The organism is Streptomyces sp. NPDC054765 (genome assembly GCF_053612065.1).
Genome location: NZ_JBSHBP010000099.1, coordinates 1 through 22,225, shown reverse-complemented (window position 1 = coordinate 22,225; position 22,225 = coordinate 1). Strand labels below are relative to the sequence as shown.

The following is a 22,225-nucleotide window of genomic DNA, read 5'->3' as shown; positions in this document are numbered from 1 at the left end:
GCGCTGGGCTGGGCGCGGCACCCGGCGGGGGTCCCTGGGCTCGGTCATGCCGCGGTCACCTGCCGGAGGTCGTCGGGAAGGGGGCGGCCGCGGTGCCCGGCGCGGGCGCGGTGGAGACGGCGACGCCGGACGGGACGCGCAGGACGGACGAGAACAGGGATGCCGGAGCGGCCTGCGGGGCCGGTACGGCGGGGCCGCCGGGGGTCAGCACTGCGCTCTCCGGTGCCGCCGCGCCGGAGGCGGCGGGCACCGGCGGCCGGACGGCCGGCGGTGCGACCGGCGGTGTCTGCGGGCGGGGCGGCGCGGACGGCGCGGTGTGGCCGGCCGCGCTCAGGAGCGACGGCTCGGCGGAGGTGCTCAGCGGCGCCCCGTCCACGGTGGCCGCGCCCGTCCTGCCGCGGACCGTGCCGTCCGGGAGCAGGAACGCCGGGCTGCCGCCGGGCACCATCCCCAGCCGGCGGGCCCGCCGCTCCAGCGCGCCGGGCGCGGAGTACGCGTCCACCTCCTGCTGCAGCGCCTGCTGCTCGTCCGTCAGCTCGTCGGTCTTCTTCTCCAGCTTGCTGAGCTCGAACGACCCTTGGTTGAGGGCGGAGTTGAGCAGCAGCAGGGTGATCAGGCCGGAGCCGAGCAGGACGACGATGAGGAGCACGAAGGGCGTGCGTGCCGCGGTGCCGCCGGCGCCGGAGGGGAACAGCGCGGCAAGTTTCTGTCTGCCGCGCTGTCTCCCCTGGCCTCTCACGCGGTGTCCTCGACGTTCTCGCGGATGCGCTCCGCGCCGCGCAGCCGGGCGGGGGCGGCGCGGCGGTTCTCGGCGACCTCCTCCTCCGTGGGGAGTTCGGCTCCGCGGGTCAGCAGCTTGAGCCGGGGCTGGTAGCGCTCGGGCACGACCGGCAACCCGGCCGGCGCCGTATTGGCCGCTCCCGCCGCGAAGACCTGCTTGACCAGGCGGTCCTCCAGCGACTGGTAGGAGAGCACGGCGATCCGGCCGCCCACCGCGAGCGCCTTCACGGCGGCCGGCACGGCACGCTCGACGCTCGCCAGTTCACCGTTGACCTCGATGCGCAAGGCCTGGAACGTGCGCTTGGCGGGGTTGCCGCCGGTGCGCTTGGCGGCCTGCGGCAGCGCGTCACGGATCAGCTCGACCAGCCGCGCGCTGTTGGCGAACGGCTCCTTGGCGCGCTCGCGCACGACGGCCTCGACGATCCGCTTGGCCTGCTTCTCCTCACCGTAGGAGCGCAGGATCCGCACCAGTTCACCGGGCGCGTAGGTGTTGAGGACGTCCGCGGCGCTGATGCCGGTCGTCTGGTCCATCCGCATGTCCAGCGGGGCGTCCTGGGCGTAGGCGAAGCCGCGCTCGGCCTCGTCGAGCTGCATGGAGGAGACACCGAGGTCGAACAGGACGCCCTGGACGCGTGGGGTCCCGAGACGGTCGAGGACCTCGGGGAGCTCGTCGTAGACGGCGTGCACCAGGGTGGCGCGCTCTCCGTAGGGGGCGAGCCGCTCACCCGCGAGCTTCAGGGCGGACGGGTCACGGTCGAGGGCGATGAGCCGGGCCGCCGGGAAGGTGGAGAGCAGTGCCTCGCTGTGCCCTCCGAGACCGAGCGTGCAGTCGACGACGACCGCACCGGGCTCGGCGAGGGCGGGGGCGAGCATGTCCAGGCACCGCTGGAGCATGACGGGGACGTGGCGAGTGTTGTTGTTCATACGCCGGCCCCGCTGCGCTCGGTCCGCCTGCGGGCGCCATGCGCGCACCGCTTCCTGAATCGCTCGCTACGCTCGCTCATGTGCCTTCCGATGGGCTGGGCGGCAGGTGGGGCCCCGGCCGCTGGCTGGGGGATGCCGCACGTACCGCTTGGTCCCCGCCCGCTCTGAAGGGGAAGTGGCCCTCCGGCGACGGGGAAGTGACGTCGGAAGACCATGGGAGCGGGAGGAGGCCGAGCCGTACGTACGATGCGCGCACGCGAGGAATCCGGTATCCAAGGAGAGCGTCACGCCTCCCACTTCGCGCCACTTTAGTCCACCGGCTGCCCCGGTCAATCAACCGGTTCCGCGCGTCCTGCGACGGCTTTCGCGCCGCCTTTCCCGCGGGCTTCTCACCCGGGCGGCGGTCACCCGGGCAGCCTTGTGGATTACCTCACAAGGAGTGATGTTGACCCCTATGCCCGACCTCTCATGCAGCCGAAACGGCAGTCGACGATTACCTTGAATCCATGCCCATACCTGCCTCGCAGCCGCTGCCCCCGTCCGCCGACAGCGCCGCCGGCCGTGCCGGTGAAACCGTCACCGACCGTCTTGTCGAGGCGAACCGGCGCTACGCCGACGCCTTCACCGACCCCGGGATGGACGCCCGGCCCGTCCTGAAGGTCGCCGTCGTGGCCTGTATGGACGCCCGGCTCGACCTGCATGACGCGCTCGGCCTGGAGCTCGGCGACTGCCACACCATCCGCAATGCCGGAGGTGTGGTCACCGACGACATCATCCGGTCCCTGACCATCAGCCAGCGTGCCCTGGGCACCCGCTCGGTCGTCCTCATCCACCACACCGGCTGCGGTCTGCTCAGCCTGACCGAGGACTTCCGCCACGACCTGGCGGCCGAGGTCGGGCAGCGTCCCACCTGGGCGGTCGAGGCGTTCAAGGATCTCGACGAGGACGTACGGCAGTCCATGCAGCGGGTGCGCACCTCGCCGTTCCTCCCGCACACCGACGACGTCCGCGGCTTCGTCTTCGACGTGACCACGGGGCTGCTGCGGGAAATCGACCCGCGCCCCTGACGCACCGGGGCCGGCCCGGCGGAGGTACGGGCCGGCCCGGCTCTCGTACGGGTCGGCCCGACGGACGCACGGGCCGGCCCGGCGGACATACGAACCTGCCCGGAAGGCCCGATTCGCCGGGAAGGCCGGGTCCTATCCTTGTGAGTTATCCACAGGTCAGGACGCGGAGCCACGCGGGCGGCAAGAATGCGTGGGTGACGTCGTCCCGGCACCGGCCGGGAGCGACGCGCACTTTCGGGGTGGGCCGGGTCCGCAGAGGAGGCATCGGCCCGTAGTACGGGGCCGAGGAGGGCCGAGTGACGACGTATGACGAACGAGCGAGCCTCAGCGATCTGACCACCACCGCGGAGCGTGTTCACCGGTCGGTGGAGGGCGTGATCGAGGGCAAGCCGGAGGTCGTACGGCTCGCGCTGACCGTGCTGCTGGCCGAGGGGCACCTGCTGATCGAGGATGTGCCCGGCGTCGGCAAGACCATGCTCGCCAAGGCACTGGCCCGCTCCATCGACTGCTCGGTGCGGCGCATCCAGTTCACGCCCGACCTGCTGCCCTCGGACATCACGGGCGTCAGCATCTTCGACCAGCAGCAGCGGGACTTCGAGTTCAAGCCCGGCGCGATCTTCTCCCAGATCGTGATCGGCGACGAGATCAACCGCGCCTCGCCCAAGACCCAGTCGGCGCTCCTGGAGTCGATGGAGGAGCGCCAGGTCACGATGGACGGGCAGACCTATGAGCTGCCCAGCCCGTTCATGGTGGTCGCCACCCAGAACCCGGTCGAGATGGAGGGCACCTACCCCCTCCCCGAGGCGCAGCGGGACCGGTTCATGGCGCGGGTGTCGATCGGCTATCCCAGCCCGGCGGCCGAACTGCAGATGCTGGATGTGCACGGCGGCGCCTCGCCCCTCGACGACCTCCAGCCGGTCGCGCACGCCCACGAGATCGTGAAGCTGACCGAGGCGGTGCGTACGGTCCATGTCGCCGAAACGGTGCGCAGATACACCGTGGACCTGGTGTCGGCCACCCGCAGCCACCCCGAGCTGCGGCTCGGCGCCTCACCACGGGCGACCCTGCATCTGCTCCGCGCCGCCAAGGCCTCGGCCGCGCTCCACGGGCGGGAGTACGCCCTCCCCGATGATGTCCAGTCGCTGGCGACGGCGGTGCTCGCGCACCGGCTGCTGCCCACCGCCCAGGCCCAGTTGAACCGCCGTACGGCCGAACAGATCGTGCTGGAGATCCTGCAGCGCGTCCCGGTCCCCGACCCGTCCGCGCAGGCGTGGCGGACGGCCGGCCGGCAGCCGCCCGGCGTACGGGGGTTGTGATGTCCGAGGGGGGCGGCGAGGGGACGCCGGAGCGGGGCGGACTGCGGACGGCCCTCGGGGGGCTGACGACGCGGGGCCGGTCGTTCCTGGCGGCCGGGGTGGCCGCCATGGTCTGCTCCTACCTCCTGGGGCAGGTGGATCTGCTGCGGGTCGGCCTGCTGCTCACCGGCCTGCCGCTGGTGTGCGTCCTGGTCCTGCACCGCACCCGCTACCGGGTCGCGGGCAGCCGTACGCTCTCCCCCGCCCGGGTGCCCGCGGCGTCCGAGGCCCGGGTCCGGCTGCGGGTGGAGAACATCTCCCGGCTGCCGACGGGCGTCCTGATGCTCCAGGACCGGGTGCCCTATGTCCTCGGGCCCCGGCCGCGCTTCGTCCTGGACCGGGTCGAGGCCGGCGGCCGCCGCGAGGTCTCCTACCGCGTCCGCTCCGACCTGCGCGGACGCTATCCGCTGGGGCCGCTGCAGCTGCGGCTCTGCGATCCGTTCGGAATGTGCGAGCTGACCCGTGCCTTCAGCTCCGCCGACACACTGACGGTGGTGCCGCGGGTGGAACAGCTGCCGCCCGTGCGGCCCGCGGGCGAGACCGCCGGGTACGGCGACGGACGGCTGCGCTCCCTGGCGCTGGCCGGCGAGGACGACCTCATTCCGCGCGACTACCGGCACGGCGACGATCTGCGCCGGGTCCACTGGCGGTCCACCGCGCGCTACGGCGAACTGATGGTCCGCAGGGAGGAGCAGCCGCAGAAGGCGCACTGCACCGTCCTGCTCGACACCCGCGGGACCGCCCACCCGGGAGCGGGCCCCGACTCGGCCTTCGAATGGGCGGTGGCGGGCGCCGCCTCGGCCGCGGTGCATCTGCTGGAGCGTGGCTTCTCGGTGCGGCTGCTGACCGACACCGGCTCCTCGGTGCCGGGCCCCGACGGTGCCGGCAGCTTCGCGGGCGGCGCCGAATCCGCCGAAGCCGTGGGCCTGCTGCTGGACACCCTCGCCGTCGTGGACCACTCCGAGGAGGAGGGGCTGTCCGGGGCCTACGACGTCGTACGCGGCGGCAACGAAGGACTGCTGATCGCGTTCTTCGGCGATCTGGACGAGGAACAGGCGGCGGTCGCCGGACGGATGCGGCAGCGCAGCAGCGCCGCCGTCGCCTTCGTCCTGGACGGCGACGCCTGGACGCGGGGCCCCGGCGGCGCCGGTTTCAGCGACGGCCAGGTCCCGGTGGCCGAACGGCTGCGGCTGCTGCGCCGGGCGGGCTGGACGGCACTGCCGGTGGCTCCCGACGACGCACTCGCCGACCTGTGGCGTGCGGCCGCGGAGCCTGCCGTGGCAGAGCCGGCGCAGTCGGCGGACACGGGCGCGCCGGAGACGGCGGCCGGGGGCCGGTCATGAACGGGGGCGTGAACATCGGACGGGTGACGAACGGGCGGCTGCCGAGGGACGGGTGGCCGGGGGCGCCCCGCCTCCGCGGCCGGGGCGGCGGGCGGTGCAGGCGGTGCGGGCGGTGCCCGGATCCCGAGCGAAGCGAGGCACGGGCATGAGCGGCAGGGCGCGGCTGGCGGTATGTGCGGCGGTGGCCACCCTGTGCGCCGCCGGGGCGCTGCTGCCGCTGGTGGATCCGGTCACCTGGATGTTCGAGGCGGCGATCCTGCTCGGCCTCATGACCGGTGTGGGCGCGGCCGCCCGCCGCGTTCCCCTCGCCGGACCGCTGACCATCTGTGTGCAGGCCCTGTCCGCCGTGCTGCTGCTGACCCTGCTGTTCGCCCGGCACGAGGCGGTCCTCGGACTGCTGCCGGGCCCGGACGCCTTCGCGGAATTCGGCCGGCTGCTGCAGGGCGGCATCCGGGACGTCGGCCGGTATGCCATCCCCGCCCCCGCCACCCCCGGCATCCGGCTGCTGCTGATCGCCGGTGTGCTGGTGATCGGCCTGGCCGTGGACGCGCTGGCGGTCACCTACCGCAGTGCCGCGCCCGCCGGGCTGCCGCTGCTCGCGCTCTACTCGGTGGCGGCGGGGCTGTCGAAGGGCGGCGCGGGCCGGCTGCTTTTCCTGTTCGCGGCGGCCGGCTATCTGTTGCTCCTGCTGGCGGAGGGCCGCGACCGGCTCTCCCAGTGGGGCCGGGTGTTCGGCGGACCGGGCACCGGAGCGGACCCGCCGGGCGGCGGACGGGGATTTGCCGCCCGTTCCGACGGACCGGCGGCCGCCCCGGTCCGTACGGGCCGCAGGATCGGCGCGCTGGCGCTCGGGATCGCCGTGGCAGTGCCGGTCGTGCTGCCCTCCCTCGACGGCGGGTTGCTGGGCATTTCCGGCAGCGGCGCGGGCCCCGGCGGCGGTGGCGGCACGATCTCCGCGGTCAACCCGCTGGTGTCACTTCAGGACAGCCTCAACCAGCCCGAGGACAAGGAAGTCCTCAACTACCGCACGACCGCCTCCGACACCCGCGATCTGTATCTGCGGATCGTCGCCCTCGACCAGTTCGACGGCACGACCTGGAAGCCGTCCGAGCGTACGGTCACGGACGTCCCCGAGCAGCTTCCGCGGCCGCCCGGCCTCGGCTCCGCGGTGGACCTCAACCGGATCAACACCTCGATCTCGACGGCCGAGTGGTACGCCCAGAACTGGCTGCCGCTGCCCTACCCGGCGTCCAAGGTGGACATCTCCGGGCGCTGGCGCTTCGAGCCCCAGGGCCGCACGCTCGTCGGGGACCGCGGGCAGAACACCCACGGGCTGCAGTACCAGGTCGAGAGTCTGCAGGTGCGGCCCACCTCCCAGCAGTTGGCCGCCGCCCCGGCACCACCCGCCGGCCTGCTCCGCGAGTACACCAAGGTCCCGGACTCGCTGCCCGCGGTCGTCCGCACCACCGCACGCCAGGTCACCCACGGCGCGCCGACCGCCTACGCCAAGGCCGTCAGGCTGCAGGACTGGTTCGCGCTCAACGGCGGCTTCAGCTACAACACCGAGGTCCGGGCGGGCAGCGGTTCCGAGGCCATCGCCCGGTTCCTGCGGCAGAAGGAGGGCTTCTGCGTCCACTTCTCCTTCTCCATGGCGGCGATGGCCCGGACACTGGGCATCCCGGCCCGGGTCGCGGTCGGTTTCACCCCGGGCACCAAGCAGCCCGACGGCACGACCTCGGTCGGCCTCAAGGACGCACACGCCTGGCCCGAGCTGTACTTCCAGGGCATCGGCTGGACCCGCTTCGAGCCGACCCCGAGCCGGGGCAGTATCCCTGACTACGCCTATCCCGACACCCCGGGCACGGCCGACCCCGGCCGCCCGGATCCCGCGCCGTCCCGGTCCGCGACTCCCTCGGAGGGCCCCTCCACGGCCCCGTCGTGCGGCCCCGACGAACAGCGGTCCGGTTCCGTTACGGGCTGCGTCACGCTGCCCGCGGAGTCCGGAACCCGCCCCCCGGAGAGCGGCTCGTCCCCCTGGGCGGCCGTGGGTATCGCGCTGGCCGCCCTGCTCCTCCTGCTGGTGCCGATGGCGCCGTTGCTGTGGCGTCTGCGTATGCGCTCCGGGCGGCTGGCGGACGTCGGCCCGGACGGAGACCTCGCGGCGGGCACCCTTGCCGTCTGGCGGGAGCTGCTGGACACCGCCTGGGACTTCGGCATCCTGCCGGACGAGTCGCTGACCCCCCGCAAGGCGGCCGCGCGGATCATTCACCTCGGAGAACTGCAACCGGAGCCCGCCGCGGCCGCCCAGCGCGTGGCGGCGGCGGTCGAGCAGGTTCTGTACGCACCGCAACCGCAGGTGGTGTCCGGCCTCGCCCTGGAGGTGCAGCAGGTGCGCGCCGGGTTGCAGGCCGGAGCCCCCCGTCGTCTGCGGCTGCGCGCGCGGCTCGCCCCGCGCTCCGTGGCCCGCCTCCGCTGGGCCTGGTCCGCCCGCTGGACGGGTCTGCTGCACCGGTGGCGCAGCAGCCGCCCGGTGGCCTCGGCACGGCGCGCGGCGGCCGCCGTCCGACCGGGCCGGCAGCGGCTGTGACCACGGGCCGGTAGACACAAGAAACGTGCGGTGGCCGCCCGGTCCTGTCGGGCGGCCACCGCACGTGGACACCCGGTGCACGGCGAAGACCGGTGTGCACGGCGAAGACCGGTGTGCACGGCGAAGACCGGTGTGCACGGCGGATGCCGGTGCCCACGGCGCAGGCCGGCGCTCATGGCGAAAACCGGCGCCCGCGGCACAGGCAGGTGCGCCGGTCTTCGTCATGAGGGCCGGATCACCGGCTCACAGCTCCCCGGATCCGCGGTGAGGAATACAGCTCGCCGACCGGCAAGCCGGGGAGACTTGGTGTGCAGGGCGGGGTCAAACGCGGTGAGCAAAGAACTCGGAGAAAGGAAGAAGTGCCGGAAAAACAGCTCAAAAAGAACGGAAAGCAAGCTGGAGAAACGGCTGGGAAAACGAAACAGCTGGAGTAATTGTTGGCGGGCGCGATGGGCTCGCCGGACCAGGGACTCGGCGAACCCGGTAAACGCGTTCCCGCTGACTCCGTACTCCGCCGGTTCAGTGGCCCTGTTGCTCGTCCCTGCGCCGCTGCCAGCGGTCCTCGATGCGGTTCATCATCGAGCGCCGTTGCCTGGCCTGGCGGCGCGCCGGTGCACCACCTCCGGAACCCGCACCGGACGGCTGTTCACCGGGCTTCGGAGCCTTGCGCCAGCCGGTGACCGCCAGCACTGCGCAGCCGAGCATGACGAGAAAACCCACCACGCTGATCCAGATCTGCTGCGCGACCATGCCGGCCATGAGCAGGGCGATACCCACCAGGAAGCCCGCGACCGCTTGGTAGACCCGTCGCCGGGTGTACGTACGCAGCCCGCTTCCCTCAAGCGCTGTCGCGAACTTGGGATCTTCGGCGTACAGCGCTCGCTCCATTTGCTCGAGCATGCGCTGCTCGTGCTCCGAGAGCGGCACGGAGTCCTCCTACTCGTCGGTCGCGGGGGGCGACCGGGGTGCGACCCTTTCAGGATAGGCAGGGAATCGTCCCCGTGAAACCCGCCCCTCGACGCCAATTCACTGTCCGGGCCGCCGCGGCGACCGGTGGTGATGCTGCCTGCATTCCCCACCCGCCTGTCCGCCATGCCGGAACGTCGTACCCCGATCATACGGGGCGAGGGGGCTGATCGGGTGGTCTGTGGCCGACTGCACGCGGTAGCCGGGTGTGCCGCGTGGGTCAGTCGCGCTCGGCGAGGACGTGCAGCTGAGTGGCCACCGAGTGGAAGGCGGGCTGTTCGGCGGCGGCCGCTTCGAGCTTCAGCAGGGCGTCCATGGCCCCCGGCTCGGTGTCGACCAGCACCCCGGGAACGAGGTCGGCGAAGACCCGTACGCCGTGCACCGCGCCGACCTGCAGACCGGTGGCGGACACCAGCCCGGTGAGCTGGTCGGCGGTGAACCGGCGCGGCATCGGGTCGCCCTCGCCCCAGCGTCCGGCCGGGTCCGTGAGGGCCTGGCGGGCCTCGGTGAAGTGGCCCGCCAGGGCGCGCGCGAGGACGGCGCCGCCCAGGCCGGCCGCGAGCAGGCTGAGGGTGCCGGCCGGGCGCAGCGCGTCGACGGCGTTGCGGACGCCCTCGGCCGGGTCGTCGACGTACTCCAGCACGCCGTGGCAGAGCACGGTGTCGTAGCCGCCGCGCTCGACGACGTCGAACAGGCCGTGGGCGTCTCCCTGGACCGCGCGTACCCGGTCGGCGACGCCCGCCTCCGCGGCGCGGCGCTCCAGGGCGAAGAGGGCGTTGGGGCTGGGGTCGACGACCGTGACGTGGTGGCCGAGGCGGGCGACCGGCACAGCGAAGTTGCCGGTGCCGCCGCCGGTGTCGAGGACGTCCAGGGCGTCGCGCCCGGCGGCCTTGACCCGGCGCTCCAGGGCGTCCTTGAGGACGTCCCAGACCACGGCGGTACGAAGGGAGGCGCGGGGGCGCAGCGGGTCAGACACGGCGGGTGGCTCCTCGGCGGGGGCATGAACGTCTAGGCGTTCACCACCCTATTCCGTCCCGCGCCGTCCGCGGCCTGCGGAGCCTCCCCGTAGGCCCCGGTGGCGCGAGCCGGGGCACTACGGGGGCGGAGGGGGCGGGCGTACGGGACGGCGGAAGGGTGCGGGGCGCTGCGGGACGGCGGCGCAGCGGCCGGGGCCCCGGTGCCCCGCCCCGGCTCCCACCTCCCCCGCCCCGGCTCACGCCGCTCCCGTCCCTCCTGTCCCTCCCACGCCGTCCCCCTGCCCCTCTCCCGTCCCGCCATGCCGCCCATGCCGCCCATACGGCCGATGCCCCCCATGCGGCTACCCCGCTACCCCGCCCGCTGTGGTGGCAGGGACGGCTGGAGGAGCAGCATCCGCTCCACCAGACGCAGGAACATGGCGGCGTCGCGCAGAAGATCGTCGGCGTCCCGGCGGCCGGCCGCGCCGGCTATACCGGCCTCGGCCTTGGCCCGGCGGGCGGCGCCGGCGGCGAACAGGTCGCTCCACTCGGAGAGTTCGGGTGCGACCTCGGGAAGGACCTCCCAGGCGCTGCGGATACGCTGCCTGCCGCGGACGGTGGCCTCCGGCCGGCCGCGGACGGCGAGGACGGCGGCGGCGGTGCGCAGCGCGGCCAGATGGGCCGTGGCGAACTGCTCGTTGGGGGTTTCCAGGGTCTGTGCTTCATCGAGGCCCTGCTGAGCCTGGGTGAGCAGGTCGAGGGCGGCGGGTGGTGCGGCCGCCCGCCGCAGGACGGGGTGGACATCGCTCGGGGGACCGTACGCAGCGGAGCTGCCCCCACCGGGACGAGCTGCCATGACGAACCTCCTGTCGTCGCATGCCGGTTCGGGACCGAATGCCGATTCGAGACCGTATGAACCCATCGTGACGTACACCACTGACAATCGGTGTTGACCTGCACTTTCGCCGAAAAAGGGGACGCATTGCCGGGCGGGAACCCGCGCCCGTACGGCAGGGCGGTGTGGGCTGTCGGCGTTCACCGCGAGGGCGCTCGCGCTGACGTCCCTGACCGCGCGCGGCCGCCAGGGGGTGCGGATGAAGGATCTTCACCCCGAGCTGAGCCTGTGAGCGCGCACCCCCCGGGGACCGGCACAATCGCCCTCATGGACAGCTCCCACACACGCCGCGACGCCACCCGGCGCAAGCTCTTCGAGGCCGCGGTCACGCTCATCGCCGAACAGGGCTTCTCCTCCACGACGGTGGAGGAGATCGCCGAGCGGGCAGGGGTCGCGAAGGGCACCGTCTACTACAACTTCGCGAGCAAGAACGTTCTCTTCGAAGAGCTGCTGCGGCACGGCATCGAGATGCTGACGGCGTCCTTGCAGGCGGCCGCCGAGGAGGTCGCCGACCGGGGCGCCAGCCGGATCGACGCGCTGGACGCGATGATCCGGGCGGGGCTGGACTTCATCTCCCGCTACCCGTCGCTCACCCAGCTCTACGTCGCGGAGCTGTGGCGCACCAACCGGGCCTGGCAGTCGACGCTGATGGTGGTGCGCGGGCGGGCCATCACGGTGGTGGAGGACGTGCTGCGCGAGGCGGTGGCCGGCGGTGAGCTGAGCGAGGAGATCGACATCCCGCTGACCGCCTCGGCGCTGTTCGGAATGGTCCTGGTGGCCGCCCTGGACTGGCAGTCCTATCAGCCGGACCGGTCGATCGACGAGGTCCATGCGGCGCTGTCGCGGCTGCTCCAGGGGCGGGTCAGCGGCCGGCCCTCGTAGCTCCGGGAAGGCGCCCGCCCCAGGGGAGGACGGCCGATGCGCGCCGTATCGGTCAGATACGACGCGCACCGCTTTTCTTCCCCCGCGGGCCCGCACAAAGGGCGCGCCGTCCTGGCACGGACCGTTCCCCCATCGGTCCGACCAGGGCAGCGCTTCTCCCGTACTCCCCCGTGCGTCCCCCGTCCCCCGTCACGTCCGGGAGCCGCGTCGTTCCGCCGCCCCGTGTCGGCGGTGCGGCGCCGCTTCCCTTCCGTGGCCCCTACTCTTCCGTCCGGACGGGCGCCGGCCCATCCGCGCACCTACTCATCTCGGCGTCTGAGTACGGATACTCAAACCTGAGCACCGGCCCCCAGCCGGGGCCTACGCTTTCCGGCGTGTCCGTACTTCCCTTGGTGTTCACCAGTGGCTGGGCGAGCGGGATCAACGCCTACGCCGTCGTCCTGCTCTTCGGCCTGCTCGGCGCGACCGGCGTCACGGATGAGGTGCCGGCGGCGTTGCAGCGCCCCGATGTGCTGATCGTGGCCGGGGTGCTCTTCCTGTGCGAGGCCGTCGCCGACAAGATCCCGTACGTGGACTCGGTCTGGGACTCGGTGCACACGGTGATCCGGCCGGTCGCGGGCGCCGTCGTGGCGGCGCTGCTGGCCGGCCACAACGGTTCGCTGCCCGAGCTGGCGGCGGGCGCGGTGGGCGGTTCCACGGCGCTGCTGAGCCATCTGGTCAAGGCCGGCACCCGGATCGCGGTCAACACCTCGCCGGAGCCGGCCAGCAACATCGTGCTGAGCCTTGCCGAGGATCTGGGCGTCGCCGGGATCATCGCGTTCGCCGTGTTTCATCCGGTGGCCGCGGCGGTCATCGCGGCGGTGCTGCTGGCCGCGGGGATCGCGGTGGTGATCTTCCTGTGGTCGCGGATCCGCCGGTACTTCCGGCGCCGGCGGCAGCGGCGCGAGGACCAGCGCCTGGCCGCGGCGGACGGGGCACTGCCGCCTGCGGTCTGATGCGCGTGCCGCCACCCGCGGCAGCGCTGCCCGGACCGGGCCGGGCAGCCGGCCGTGCGGGCGTTGTCAGTGGGCCCGGATAAAGTCGCAGGCATGGCACGGATTGCGGTGATCGGCGCCGGGATGGGCGCGATGGCAGCCGCTGCCCGGCTGGCCGTCGCGGGCCACCGGGTGGCGGTGTTCGAGCGCGGCGCGACGCATGGCGGCGCGGTGCAGCGGTGGGAGCGGGACGGCTTCGCCTTCGATACGGGCCCCGGCCTGCTGCATCTGCCGGCCGTCTACCGCGATCTGTTCCTCAAGACCGGCAAGGACTCGCTGGAGAGCTGCGTCGAGCTGACCCAGGTCGACCCCGCGAGCCGCCATGTCTTCGCCGACGGCACGGCCGTGTCGCTGCCGAACGCCTCGCGGGCCGGGGTGCTGACGGCCCTGGACGAGGCGCTGGACGCCGGCTCCGGTGAACGCTGGAGCGCGCTGGTGGGCCGCGCCCGCGAGGCCTGGGACGCCACCCGCCGCCCGCTCCTGGAGGAGCCGCTGTGGCAGGACTGGCGGGTGCTGGGGCGCGATCCGTATCCGGCGGTGCGCAGACGCGGGCTGTTCGGCCGGGGCAAGGGCCCCACCACCGCCACCCTCGCCGAGGTGGCCCATCGTGAACTGGCCGACCCCCGGCTGATCGCGCTGCTGGAGAGCCATGCACTGGCGTACGGCTTCGACCCGCGCAGCGCCCCGGCGAGCGCCGTCGTGCTGCCCTACATGGAGCAGACCTTCGGGAGTTGGTATCCGCGCGGCGGTATGCGGGCGCTGGCCGACGCGCTGTACGAGCGCTGCCTGGCGCGCGGGGTGGAGTTCGGTTTCGGCACGGCGGTGACCGGGATCGTGGAGAAGGACGGCCGGGCGGCGGGCGTCGAGCTGGCCGACGGCCGGGTGTCCGAGGCGGAGTTCGTGGTCGCGGGCATCGATCCGGTGCGGCTCATGGAGCTCTGCACGGGGCGGGAGCCGTGGGGCGCGGACGATGTCCGCCCGGACCCGGGACGGGGTGACCGCGCCACCGCGCGGCTCACGGTCTGTCTCGCGCTGCGCGGCGCGCGCCCCCAGGACACCGTGCACCGCACGGTGGTCCATGCCGCGGACCGCGCGGCCGAGCTGGCGGGCGTGTTCGGGGACGGATCCGGGCTGCGGACGCCCTGTGACCGGCCCACGGTGACGGTGCTGCGCCCGGACGACCCGGCCTCCCGGCCGGACGACGCCCATGAGGCCGTGACCCTGACCGCGACGGTGGCCCCGCACGGCCCGGTCGACTGGCAGGACGGCGAGGCCGTGGCGGCCGGCGCGGAGCGGATGACCGAGGTCGCCGAGGCCGCCGTTCCTGGGCTGCGGGAGCGGATGGTGTGGCGGGAGGTGCTGCCGCCCACGGCGGACGGTTCGGTGCCGGGACCGGCGCTGGCGGGCCGTGAAGGCCGCTTCCTGCGGCCCGGCAACCGCACTCGGATACCGGGGCTCTACGCGGTCGGTGGCTGGTCGCACCCGGGCGGCGGGCCGGCGCACGCCGGGATGTCCGGCGCGATCGTGGCCGGCCTGATCGTGAACGGCGACGACTGGCACGGCTCCACGTGAGGGCGTAACGGGCGCGGGACGAGGGCGTGGGTGCGGAGCCGGCACCGCACCGAGCGGCCCGTGACCGACGGCACCGAGCGGCCCGTGACCGACAGCGGGGTGCGGCGCCGTGGCCCCCGTCCCGGCCGCCGGATCAGTAGCGGTACTGCTGCCCGTCGTACCCCGGCTGCTGGTAGGGCGGGTAGGGCTGCTCGGGCGGGAATTCGCCGTCGCGCTGCTGGGGGACCCAGACGCCGCCGGGCGGAGTCTCGCCGTAGGCCTGGCCGAGCGGCTGCCCCTGGGCGTCGTACTGCTGCGCGGTGTAAGGCGGTTGGGCGTAGGGATCCGCCTGCTGGTAGGGATCGGGCTGCTGGTAGGGGTCGTAGGAGGCGGCGTACTGCTGGCCGCCGAGGTAGGGATCGGCGTAGGGCGCCTGCGCCTGCCGGCCCTGGCCGTCGCCGTACGCCGCATAGGGGTCGGCGTAGGCGTCCTGGCCGGCTCCGGTCTGGTCGTAACCCCCGCCGTACGCATAGCCGTTGGCATCGCCGTTGCCGCTGCCCGCGGCGCCGTTGTAGGAGTCGTAGCCGCCGTAGCCGGGCTGCTGGGCGCGGGCGTCGGGACTGTAGATGCCGTACTGGCCGGTCTCCTCGGGCAGCGGCTGCGGGGCGTAGACGGCGGCGCTGTCGGCCCGCGCATAGTCGTCCTGGACGGGGAATGCCTGTGTGGCAAAGGTGCTTTGGTCCTGCTGCCCGCCCTGGTAGGGGTCCTGGCCGCGGTAGCCGCCATCGGCGTTGTAGTCGTAGAAGCCCTGCCCGACGACGGTCTCCTGCGCGGCGAAGGCTTCCTGTCCCGCGATGAAGGTCTCCTGTGCGGCGAAGGCTTCCTGTCCCGCGATGAAGGTCTCCTGCGCGGCGAACGCTTCCTGCCCCGCAGAGGAACCCGGCCCGCCGTAGGAGCCCTTGCCGGCAGAGGTGTCCAGGCTCTGGAAGCCGCCGGTGCTCTCGAAGGTGTCCGGGCCCCCGTCGTCGAACCGGGCGGGGCCGCCGGCGGGCGCCACCGCCTCCAGGCCGGAGACCTCCAGCGTCGGTTCGGCGGCGGGCGGACCGGGCGGGCGGGCCCGTCGGCGCCGGCCGCTCTCACTGCTCTCGCCGGACGCGCCGGGCTTGGCCCGCAGCGCCCAGCCCGTGGTGAAGCCGCGGCGGAAGGACAGCGTCACATTCGTCTGCCCGATGGCGAAGGCGACAAGTCCCAGCCCGATCACGATTATTGACGGGATGACGACGCCGACGACCACGGCGAGGAAACCGGCGAAGGCCAGCAGCCGCCAGCGCAGCCGCGCCTTGTTCTGGAGCAGGACCTCACCCAGCAGCCACAGAGCGACCAGGCCGAACGCGATGTAGAGGACCGTCCAGCCCATATACGCCCCATCTTCCGCCGCTCGCCGGCCACCGTGATCAGGACTGCTGGTGCAGCCCCAGATTCTCGTAGATTTCCAAGGTTGCCGTGGAGTGGTTCAGGGTAATGAAGTGCAACCCGGGAACATCCTCGGCCATCAAGCGTGCGCACAGTTCCGTTGCGTACTCGATACCAATGGAGCGTACCGCCGCCGGGTCGTCCTTGACGGCGAGGATGCGCTCGGCCAGCTCGGGCGGGAAGGCCGCGTTGCTGAGCTGAGCGAACCGCTCGATCTGGCGCACGTTCGTGACCGGCATGATCTCCGGAATGATCGGTGTCGAGCAACCCGCCGCCGTGACCCGGTCCCGCAGCCGGAAGTAGTCCTCGGGGTAGAAGAACATCTGGGTGATGGCGAAGTCCGCACCGGCACGGCACTTGGCGACGAAGTGTGCCACGTCCGAGTCCCAGTCCGTCGACCGCGGATGCATCTCGGGGAAGGCCGCCACGCCGACACAGAAGTCGCCGGACTCCTTGATCAGCCGGACCAGGTCGGCGGCGTAGCCGACGCCGTCGGGGTGCTTGACCCACTCGCCCATCGGGTCGCCGGGCGGATCGCCGCGCAGCGCGAGCATGTTGCGGATCCCGGCGCCGGCGTACTGGCCGATGATGTTGCGCAGGTCAGCGGTGGAGTGATTGACCGCGGTCAGATGGGCCACCGGGGTCAGGGTGGTGTCGGTGGCGATGCGCTCGGTGGCGCGCACCGTGCCGTCACGGGAGGTGCCGCCGGCGCCGTACGTCACGGAGACAAAGGTCGGCGAGACGGCCTCGATGCGGCGAATGGCGTTCCACAGGGTCCGCTCGCCCTTCTCCGTCTTGGGGGCGGCGAACTCGAACGAATACGACTGCTTACCGGAAGCAAGCAGGTCGCGCACCGTGCGTGCGCGATCAGTCCTGGTGGAAGCTGTACCTAGGGCCATACCGGCAGGTTAACCACCGGCCGGGCGCACACCAACCGCGTCCGGCGTTATGCCTGGTTAGCCGGGGTTGATGTCCACTGGGTGGACATTTTCCGGTCGCCCGGAGGTCAGGAAACCGTCCGGCGCCCGACATCGCGCGACGTGATCCTGATCACGCCTTCCCGCGGGCCGGTCCGGACGGCGCAAAGCCGGCCCCGGCCTCGGTGTCAGGCCTCGAAGGTCCGGATGCGCTTGGCCAGTGCGGCGGCCGCCGCGCCCGGGTCGTCCGCCTCCGTGAGGGCGCGGACCACCACGACCCGGCGGGCACCCGCCTGCAGCACCTCGTCCAGATTCCCGGCGTCGATCCCGCCGATCGCGAACCAGGGGCGCCCGGGGGTGCGGGCCGCGGTGTAGCGGACCAGGTCGAGGCCGGGGGCGTGGCGGCCCGGCTTGGTGGGGGTCGGCCAGCAGGGGCCCGTGCAGAAGTAGTCCACGCCGGGCTCGGTGAGCGCGGCGTCCACCTCGGCCTCGGCATGGGTGGAGCGGCCTATGAGGACGTCCGGGCCGAGGAGGGCGCGGGCGGCCGGGACCGGCAGATCACCCTGCCCGAGATGCAGCACATCGCTGCCCGCCGCATGGGCGACGTCCGCGCGGTCATTGACCGCGAGCAGCTTCCCGTGCCGCCGGCAGGCGTCCGCGAAGACCTCCAGATGCCGGAGCTCCTCGCCGGCCTCCATGCCCTTGTCGCGCAGCTGGACGATGTCCACGCCCGAGGCGAGCACCGCGTCCAGGAACTGCGGGAGGTCGCCCTGCCGCCGGCGGGCGTCCGTGCAGAGATAGAGCCGGGCGTCGGACAGGGCCGGGCGTGCGGTGGTCATCGGGCGGCTTCTCCCAGGTCGGGGGCGTACGGACCGGGCCTTCCGGTCCGTACGCCCCGCGGATGCGGTTACGGATGCTGGTGCGCTTGCCGGCTCGGAGCGGGCCGCACCCGGGGCGTCAGACGGCGAGCGCCTGGGCCCGGCGCTTCACCTCCGTGCCGCGATTCTCGCGCAGCGCCTGGGCGGGCGTGCCGGGCAGGGTGTCATCCGGGGTGAACAGCCACTCCAGCATCTCCTCGTCGGTGAAGCCGTCGTCCTTGAGGAGGGTGAGGGTACCGACGAGGCCCTTGACCACCTTGTCGTCCTTGATGAAATCGGCGGGCACGTGCAGCGCCCTGTTCTCGCCGCGGCGCACCGCGATCAGCTGGCCCTCCTTGACCAGCTGCCGGACGCGCGTCACCTCGACACCGAGCAGTTCGGCGATGTCGGGGAGGGTGAGCCAGGCGGGGACGAGTCCATCGATGTTTGCGTCAATCTCGGTCACAGGACAAGCCTGCCACCTCGCACTGACAGCCGGTAGCCGGGCATCGCCATCGGAGGCTTCCTGCACACCGGAGGGTGACAGCACGCGCCGCGGCGGACGCCGGTCGGCTACAGCGCCGCGGCCTTCAGCGGTACGGACGCGTTCGCGGCCCGCTCCCGGTCCAGGGCCACGCCCCGCTCGATCAGCTTGCGCCCCTGGGCGAGATCCCGCGGCCGCCCCACGGCCAGCAGCGCGACGAGCCGCCCGTCCCGCAGCCAGATCACCGACCAGGCGGCCCCGGTGGGGTCACCGCGCCAGACCAGCTCATCGGCGTCCCCGTGATGGCCCACGTACTGCACGAACCGGCCGAACTGCTCGGACCAGAAGTACGGGACGGGGTCGTAGGCCACCCCCTCCGCGTCGCCGCGGGCGATGTTCTCGGCGACCGTACGGGGGCCCTGCAGGGCGTTGTCCCAGTGGTGGACCAGCAGGCGGGTGCCGTAGCGGGCCGACGGGAAGGAGGCGCAGTCGCCGACCGCGTAGACATCGGCCACGGAGGTGCGCAGCTGCGCGTCGGCCACCACGGAGCCGTCCTGCGCGGAGACCTCGACGCCCGAGCCGGCCAGCCAGGCGGTCGCGGGCCGGGCGCCGATCCCGATGACCACCGCGTCCGCGGGCAGCGTCGTGCCGTCCGCGAGGGTGACCGCGCCCGCCGTGACGGAGGCGACCCGGGCGCCGGTGCGCAGTTCGGCTCCGGCGTCCGCGTACCAGCCGGTCATGTGGGCGGCGACCTCGGCGGGCAGCGCACCGGCCAGCGGGCGGTCGGCGGCCTCGACGACGGTGACCGCACAGCCCGCCTCACGGGCCGCGGTCGCGAATTCGGCACCGATCCAGCCGGCCCCGACCACCACGATCTCGTGCTGGGCGGCGAGCACCGGCCGCAGCCGCTCGGCATCGTCCAGGGTGCGCAGCAGATGGACGCCGGGCAGGCCCTCGCTGCCGGGCAGCACGATCGGGGCGGCGCCGGTCGCGAGGACCGCGATGTCGTAGGGGACCGGGCCGTCGGCCGTCTCGATCACATGGGCGTCCGGCACCAGGGCGGTGACCGGGCGGCTGAGGTGGAGTTCGATGCCGAGCCCGGCGAAGTCGACGTCGAAGGTGGAGCTCTCGGCCTTGCCCAGCAGAACCGCCTTGGACAGCGGCGGACGGTCGTAGGGCTGGTGGGGCTCGTCGCCGAGGAGCGTGATCGCGCCGGGCCAGCCCTGTTCGCGCAGGGCGACCGCGGTCTGCACACCCGCGATTCCGGCGCCGGCGATCACGACGTGCGGCGTGCGGTCAGTGGCCTGGGAGGACTTGCTCTGCTCGCTCACCCGATCACTCTAGGACGGGGTGTGACGCCGCTCGCAGCAGCGCGCAAGGAGATCTCTGACACAGCGTCACCGGCGCCCCGGCCGCCCGCGGGCCCGCGGGCGGCCGGGGCGTTGCCTTACGGCGCGTCGCGGCCCCGTATTAGGGTGACGGATACACGCACTCGCGGGAGCCCGGACGCACCGGGCTGAGAGGGAGGCTGGCCGGCCTCCGACCGTACGAACCTGATCCGGGTCATGCCGGCGAAGGGAGGGGCTGGACGCCCATGCAGGCATCTGCCGCACGATCGAAACCCACCCCGCACAGCCCCGATGTGCTCATCATCGGCGGCGGCATCATCGGCCTGGTCACCGCCTGGCGGGCGGCCGTCCGCGGGCTGAGTGCCGCGGTCGCCGACCCCGCGCCCGGTGGCGGCGCGGCCCGGATCGCGGCCGGGATGCTGGCGGCGGTCAGCGAGCTGCACTACGGCGAGCAGACCCTGCTGGGCCTCAATCTCGCCTCGGCGCAGCGCTACCCCCGGTTCGCCGAGGAGCTGGAGGAGGCCGCCGGCCTGCCCCTCGGCTACCGGCGGTGCGGCACCCTGGCCGTCGCGCTGGATTCCGACGACCGCGCCCAGCTGCGCGACCTGCACGCTCTGCAGATCCGCTCGGGCCTGGACTCGCAGTGGCTCACGGGGCGCGAGTGCCGCCGCCTGGAGCCGATGCTGGCCCCCGGGGTGCGCGGCGGTCTGCGGGTGGACGGCGACCACCAGGTCGATCCGCGCCGGCTGACGAGCGCTCTGCTGACCGCCTGTGAGCGCTCCCAGGTGGCCTTCCACCGGAGCCGGGCCGTGCGGCTGACAGTCGACGGCGGCCGCGCCACCGGCGCGGAACTCGCCGACGGCACACGGGTGCCGGCCGGGCAGGTCGTCCTGGCCGCGGGCAGCCACAGCGGCCGGCTCGACGGTGTGCCCGACGAGGTGCTGCCGCGGGTGCGGCCGGTCAAGGGCCAGGTGCTGCGGCTGCGGCTGCCGGACATGCCCGCGGGCAGTCCGCCCTTCCTGTCGCGCACCGTGCGGGCCGTCGTCCGCGGCGGTCCGCTCTACCTCGTCCCGCGGGAGGACGGCGAACTGGTCGTCGGCGCCACCAGCGAGGAGCTGGGCTGGGACACCACGGTGACCGCGGGCGGGGTCTACGAGCTGCTGCGGGACGCGCACGAGCTGGTCCCGGGCATCACCGAGCTGCCGCTCGTCGAGACCTGCGCCGGACTGCGTCCCGGCTCCCCCGACAACGCCCCGATGCTCGGGCCGACCGCGCTGCCCGGCTTCCATCTGGCCACCGGCCATTTCCGCAACGGGGTGCTGCTGACGCCGGTCACCGGTGACGCGATGGCCGAAGTGCTGGCCACCGGGCTGCTCCCCGAAGTGGCTCGCCCCTTCTCCCCCGCACGTTTCACCCCCACCGCACCGGGTCCCGAGCGCACCCGTGCCCCAGAGGAGCAGGCCGTATGAACGCCGCCACCCCTACCCCTGCCGTCTCGGTGTCCGTCAACGGCGAGGTCCGCGAGATCCCCGGCGGGCTCACCCTCGACCGGCTCGTCGCGACGCTGTCACAGGCGACCGCCGGGGTGGCCGCCGCGGTCAACGACACCGTGGTGCCACGCACCCAGTGGCCCACCACCCCGCTCGGCGACGGCGACCGCGTCGAGGTGCTCACCGCGGTCCAGGGAGGCTGATCCGCAGACATGACCGACACCGCAATCCTGCGGGGGACGACCCCCACCGCGTCCGGCAGCGGCTTCGCCGCGGGCTCCGACACCCTCACCCTCGGCGGTACCGCCTTCGCGTCCCGGCTGATCATGGGGACCGGCGGCGCGCCCAGCCTCGACGTCCTGGAACGCGCGCTGCTCGCCTCCGGTACGGAGCTGACCACGGTCGCCATGCGGCGGCTGGACCCGACCGTCCAGGGCTCGGTGCTGTCCGTACTGGAACGGCACAAGATCCGTGTGCTGCCGAACACCGCGGGCTGCTTCACCGCGGGCGAGGCGGTGCTCACCGCCCGGCTCGCCCGGGAGGCGCTCGGCACGGACTGGGTCAAGCTGGAGGTCGTCGCCGACGAGCGCACCCTGCTGCCCGACCCGATCGAGCTGCTGGATGCCGCCGAGACCCTGGTGGACGACGGTTTCACCGTGCTGCCGTACACGAACGACGATCCGGTGCTGGCCCGCAAGCTGGAGGACGTGGGCTGTGCCGCGATCATGCCGCTGGGTTCGCCGATCGGCTCCGGCCTGGGCATCCGCAACCCGCACAACTTCCAGCTGATCACCGAGCGGGCCGGTGTCCCGGTCATTCTCGACGCGGGCGCGGGAACGGCGTCGGACGTGTCGCTGGCGATGGAGCTGGGCTGTGCGGCGGTGATGCTGGCGTCGGCGGTGACCCGTGCGCAGGAGCCGGAGCTGATGGCCGAGGCCATGCGGCACGCGGTCACAGCGGGGCGGCTGGCGCACCGCGCGGGCCGGATCCCCCGCCGCCACTTCGCGCTGGCGTCCTCGCCCACGGAGGGGATGGCGGAGCTGGATCCGGAACGGCCCGCGTTCTAGCCGGTCCGCTGCGTTTTGCCGCCTTCCCACGTTTTCGGCTTTCCCGCCGTGGGGGTTTCTCGCCGTTGCGCCTGCGGCGGGCGGGGTCCGCTGCGTTTTGCCTCCGGCCCACGTTTTCGGCTTTCCCGCCGTGGGGGTTGTTCGCCGTTGCGCCTGCGGCGGGCCGGGTCCGCTGCGCGGGGCTGTGGGTGCGGTGACGGGCCGGAGGGGTCTGGTGTGGGGACTGCTGCGCTTTACGTCCCCACACC

At 73.2% G+C, this 22,225-nt stretch carries 20 protein-coding genes and 1 riboswitch; of the genes, 10 read left to right on the top strand and 10 right to left on the bottom strand.

Going from position 1 to position 22,225, the window contains the following annotated elements; all coding sequences use genetic code 11:
* Positions 1-55 precede the first annotated feature (55 nt).
* Both ACWGJY_RS35355 and rsmH read right to left on the bottom strand, forming a co-directional pair.
* Positions 56-739: a septum formation initiator family protein gene (locus ACWGJY_RS35355; protein ID WP_453264993.1), complete on the bottom strand. Its 684-nt coding sequence runs from the start codon at positions 737-739 to the stop codon at positions 56-58.
* Positions 736-1,704 carry a 16S rRNA (cytosine(1402)-N(4))-methyltransferase RsmH gene (gene rsmH / locus ACWGJY_RS35350; protein ID WP_453264992.1) on the bottom strand — a complete coding sequence of 323 codons (969 nt, stop codon included), beginning with the start codon at positions 1,702-1,704 and terminating at the stop codon, positions 736-738. The genes ACWGJY_RS35355 and rsmH overlap by 4 nt, the downstream gene beginning before the upstream one ends.
* Positions 1,705-2,210: 506 nt before the next feature.
* Here rsmH and ACWGJY_RS35345 point away from each other — a divergent pair.
* The 4 genes from ACWGJY_RS35345 (at position 2,211) to ACWGJY_RS35330 (ending at position 8,056) form a co-directional block, all read left to right on the top strand.
* Positions 2,211-2,771 (top strand): beta-class carbonic anhydrase, encoded by a 561-nt coding sequence (locus ACWGJY_RS35345; protein WP_453264991.1) that lies wholly within the window; start codon positions 2,211-2,213, stop codon positions 2,769-2,771.
* Positions 2,772-3,067: 296 nt separating this feature from the next.
* Positions 3,068-4,087 carry an AAA family ATPase gene (locus ACWGJY_RS35340; protein WP_453264990.1) on the top strand — a complete coding sequence of 340 codons (1,020 nt, stop codon included), beginning with the start codon at positions 3,068-3,070 and terminating at the stop codon, positions 4,085-4,087.
* Positions 4,087-5,469, top strand: coding sequence for a DUF58 domain-containing protein (locus ACWGJY_RS35335; RefSeq protein WP_453264989.1), 1,383 nt, complete (start codon positions 4,087-4,089; stop codon positions 5,467-5,469). Before ACWGJY_RS35340 ends, ACWGJY_RS35335 begins: the two co-directional genes overlap by 1 nt.
* Positions 5,470-5,614: 145 nt before the next feature.
* Complete coding sequence (locus ACWGJY_RS35330) at positions 5,615-8,056, top strand: transglutaminaseTgpA domain-containing protein (RefSeq protein ID WP_453264988.1); 2,442 nt, start codon at positions 5,615-5,617, stop codon at positions 8,054-8,056.
* Between the two features lie 519 nt (positions 8,057-8,575).
* On the opposite strand, the gene ACWGJY_RS35325 is transcribed toward ACWGJY_RS35330, so the two are convergent.
* The 3 genes from ACWGJY_RS35325 to ACWGJY_RS35315 form a co-directional block, all read right to left on the bottom strand.
* Positions 8,576-8,983 carry a DUF3040 domain-containing protein gene (locus tag ACWGJY_RS35325; protein WP_453264987.1) on the bottom strand — a complete coding sequence of 136 codons (408 nt, stop codon included), beginning with the start codon at positions 8,981-8,983 and terminating at the stop codon, positions 8,576-8,578.
* A 259-nt stretch (positions 8,984-9,242) separates the two neighbouring features.
* Positions 9,243-9,998: a methyltransferase gene (locus ACWGJY_RS35320; protein ID WP_453264986.1), complete on the bottom strand. Its 756-nt coding sequence runs from the start codon at positions 9,996-9,998 to the stop codon at positions 9,243-9,245.
* Positions 9,999-10,348: 350 nt separating this feature from the next.
* On the bottom strand, positions 10,349-10,834 hold the full coding sequence (locus ACWGJY_RS35315) for an SAV_6107 family HEPN domain-containing protein (protein ID WP_453264985.1): 486 nt from the start codon (positions 10,832-10,834) through the stop codon (positions 10,349-10,351).
* 306 nt (positions 10,835-11,140) lie between these two features.
* On the opposite strand from ACWGJY_RS35315, the gene ACWGJY_RS35310 reads away from it, so the two are divergent.
* The 3 genes from ACWGJY_RS35310 to ACWGJY_RS35300 all read left to right on the top strand — a co-directional run bounded on the left by ACWGJY_RS35310 (position 11,141) and on the right by ACWGJY_RS35300 (position 14,361).
* Positions 11,141-11,755, top strand: a complete 615-nt coding sequence (locus ACWGJY_RS35310; RefSeq protein WP_453264984.1) for a TetR/AcrR family transcriptional regulator — start codon at positions 11,141-11,143, stop codon at positions 11,753-11,755.
* Between the two features lie 374 nt (positions 11,756-12,129).
* Positions 12,130-12,750 carry a DUF4126 domain-containing protein gene (locus tag ACWGJY_RS35305; protein ID WP_453264983.1) on the top strand — a complete coding sequence of 207 codons (621 nt, stop codon included), beginning with the start codon at positions 12,130-12,132 and terminating at the stop codon, positions 12,748-12,750.
* A 93-nt stretch (positions 12,751-12,843) separates the two neighbouring features.
* A complete protein-coding gene (locus ACWGJY_RS35300) occupies positions 12,844-14,361 on the top strand; it encodes a phytoene desaturase family protein (protein ID WP_453264982.1) in 1,518 nt (505 codons plus the stop codon).
* A gap of 133 nt (positions 14,362-14,494) precedes the next feature.
* On the opposite strand, the gene ACWGJY_RS35295 is transcribed toward ACWGJY_RS35300, so the two are convergent.
* The 5 genes from ACWGJY_RS35295 to ACWGJY_RS35275 all read right to left on the bottom strand — a co-directional run bounded on the left by ACWGJY_RS35295 (position 14,495) and on the right by ACWGJY_RS35275 (position 19,402).
* Complete coding sequence (locus ACWGJY_RS35295) at positions 14,495-15,757, bottom strand: hypothetical protein (protein ID WP_453264981.1); 1,263 nt, start codon at positions 15,755-15,757, stop codon at positions 14,495-14,497.
* Positions 15,758-15,794: 37 nt separating this feature from the next.
* On the bottom strand, positions 15,795-16,712 hold the full coding sequence (gene metF, locus ACWGJY_RS35290; RefSeq protein WP_453264980.1) for a methylenetetrahydrofolate reductase [NAD(P)H]: 918 nt from the start codon (positions 16,710-16,712) through the stop codon (positions 15,795-15,797).
* A 206-nt stretch (positions 16,713-16,918) separates the two neighbouring features.
* Positions 16,919-17,569 (bottom strand): thiamine phosphate synthase, encoded by a 651-nt coding sequence (thiE, locus tag ACWGJY_RS35285; protein WP_453264979.1) that lies wholly within the window; start codon positions 17,567-17,569, stop codon positions 16,919-16,921.
* 118 nt (positions 17,570-17,687) lie between these two features.
* A complete protein-coding gene (locus ACWGJY_RS35280; protein WP_453264978.1) occupies positions 17,688-18,053 on the bottom strand; it encodes an Rv2175c family DNA-binding protein in 366 nt (121 codons plus the stop codon).
* A gap of 107 nt (positions 18,054-18,160) precedes the next feature.
* Positions 18,161-19,402, bottom strand: a complete 1,242-nt coding sequence (locus ACWGJY_RS35275; RefSeq protein WP_453264977.1) for an NAD(P)/FAD-dependent oxidoreductase — start codon at positions 19,400-19,402, stop codon at positions 18,161-18,163.
* A gap of 153 nt (positions 19,403-19,555) precedes the next feature.
* Positions 19,556-19,668: riboswitch (TPP riboswitch) on the top strand.
* On the opposite strand from ACWGJY_RS35275, the gene thiO reads away from it, so the two are divergent.
* The 3 genes from thiO to ACWGJY_RS35260 all read left to right on the top strand — a co-directional run bounded on the left by thiO (position 19,666) and on the right by ACWGJY_RS35260 (position 21,977).
* Positions 19,666-20,889, top strand: coding sequence for a glycine oxidase ThiO (thiO, locus tag ACWGJY_RS35270; RefSeq protein ID WP_453264976.1), 1,224 nt, complete (start codon positions 19,666-19,668; stop codon positions 20,887-20,889). It overlaps the preceding riboswitch by 3 nt.
* Entirely contained in the window at positions 20,886-21,113 is a 228-nt protein-coding gene (thiS, locus tag ACWGJY_RS35265; RefSeq protein WP_453264975.1) for a sulfur carrier protein ThiS, read from the top strand. The genes thiO and thiS overlap by 4 nt, the downstream gene beginning before the upstream one ends.
* Positions 21,114-21,122: 9 nt before the next feature.
* Positions 21,123-21,977 (top strand): thiazole synthase, encoded by an 855-nt coding sequence (locus tag ACWGJY_RS35260; protein ID WP_453264974.1) that lies wholly within the window; start codon positions 21,123-21,125, stop codon positions 21,975-21,977.
* The last annotated feature ends 248 nt before the right edge of the window (positions 21,978-22,225 follow it).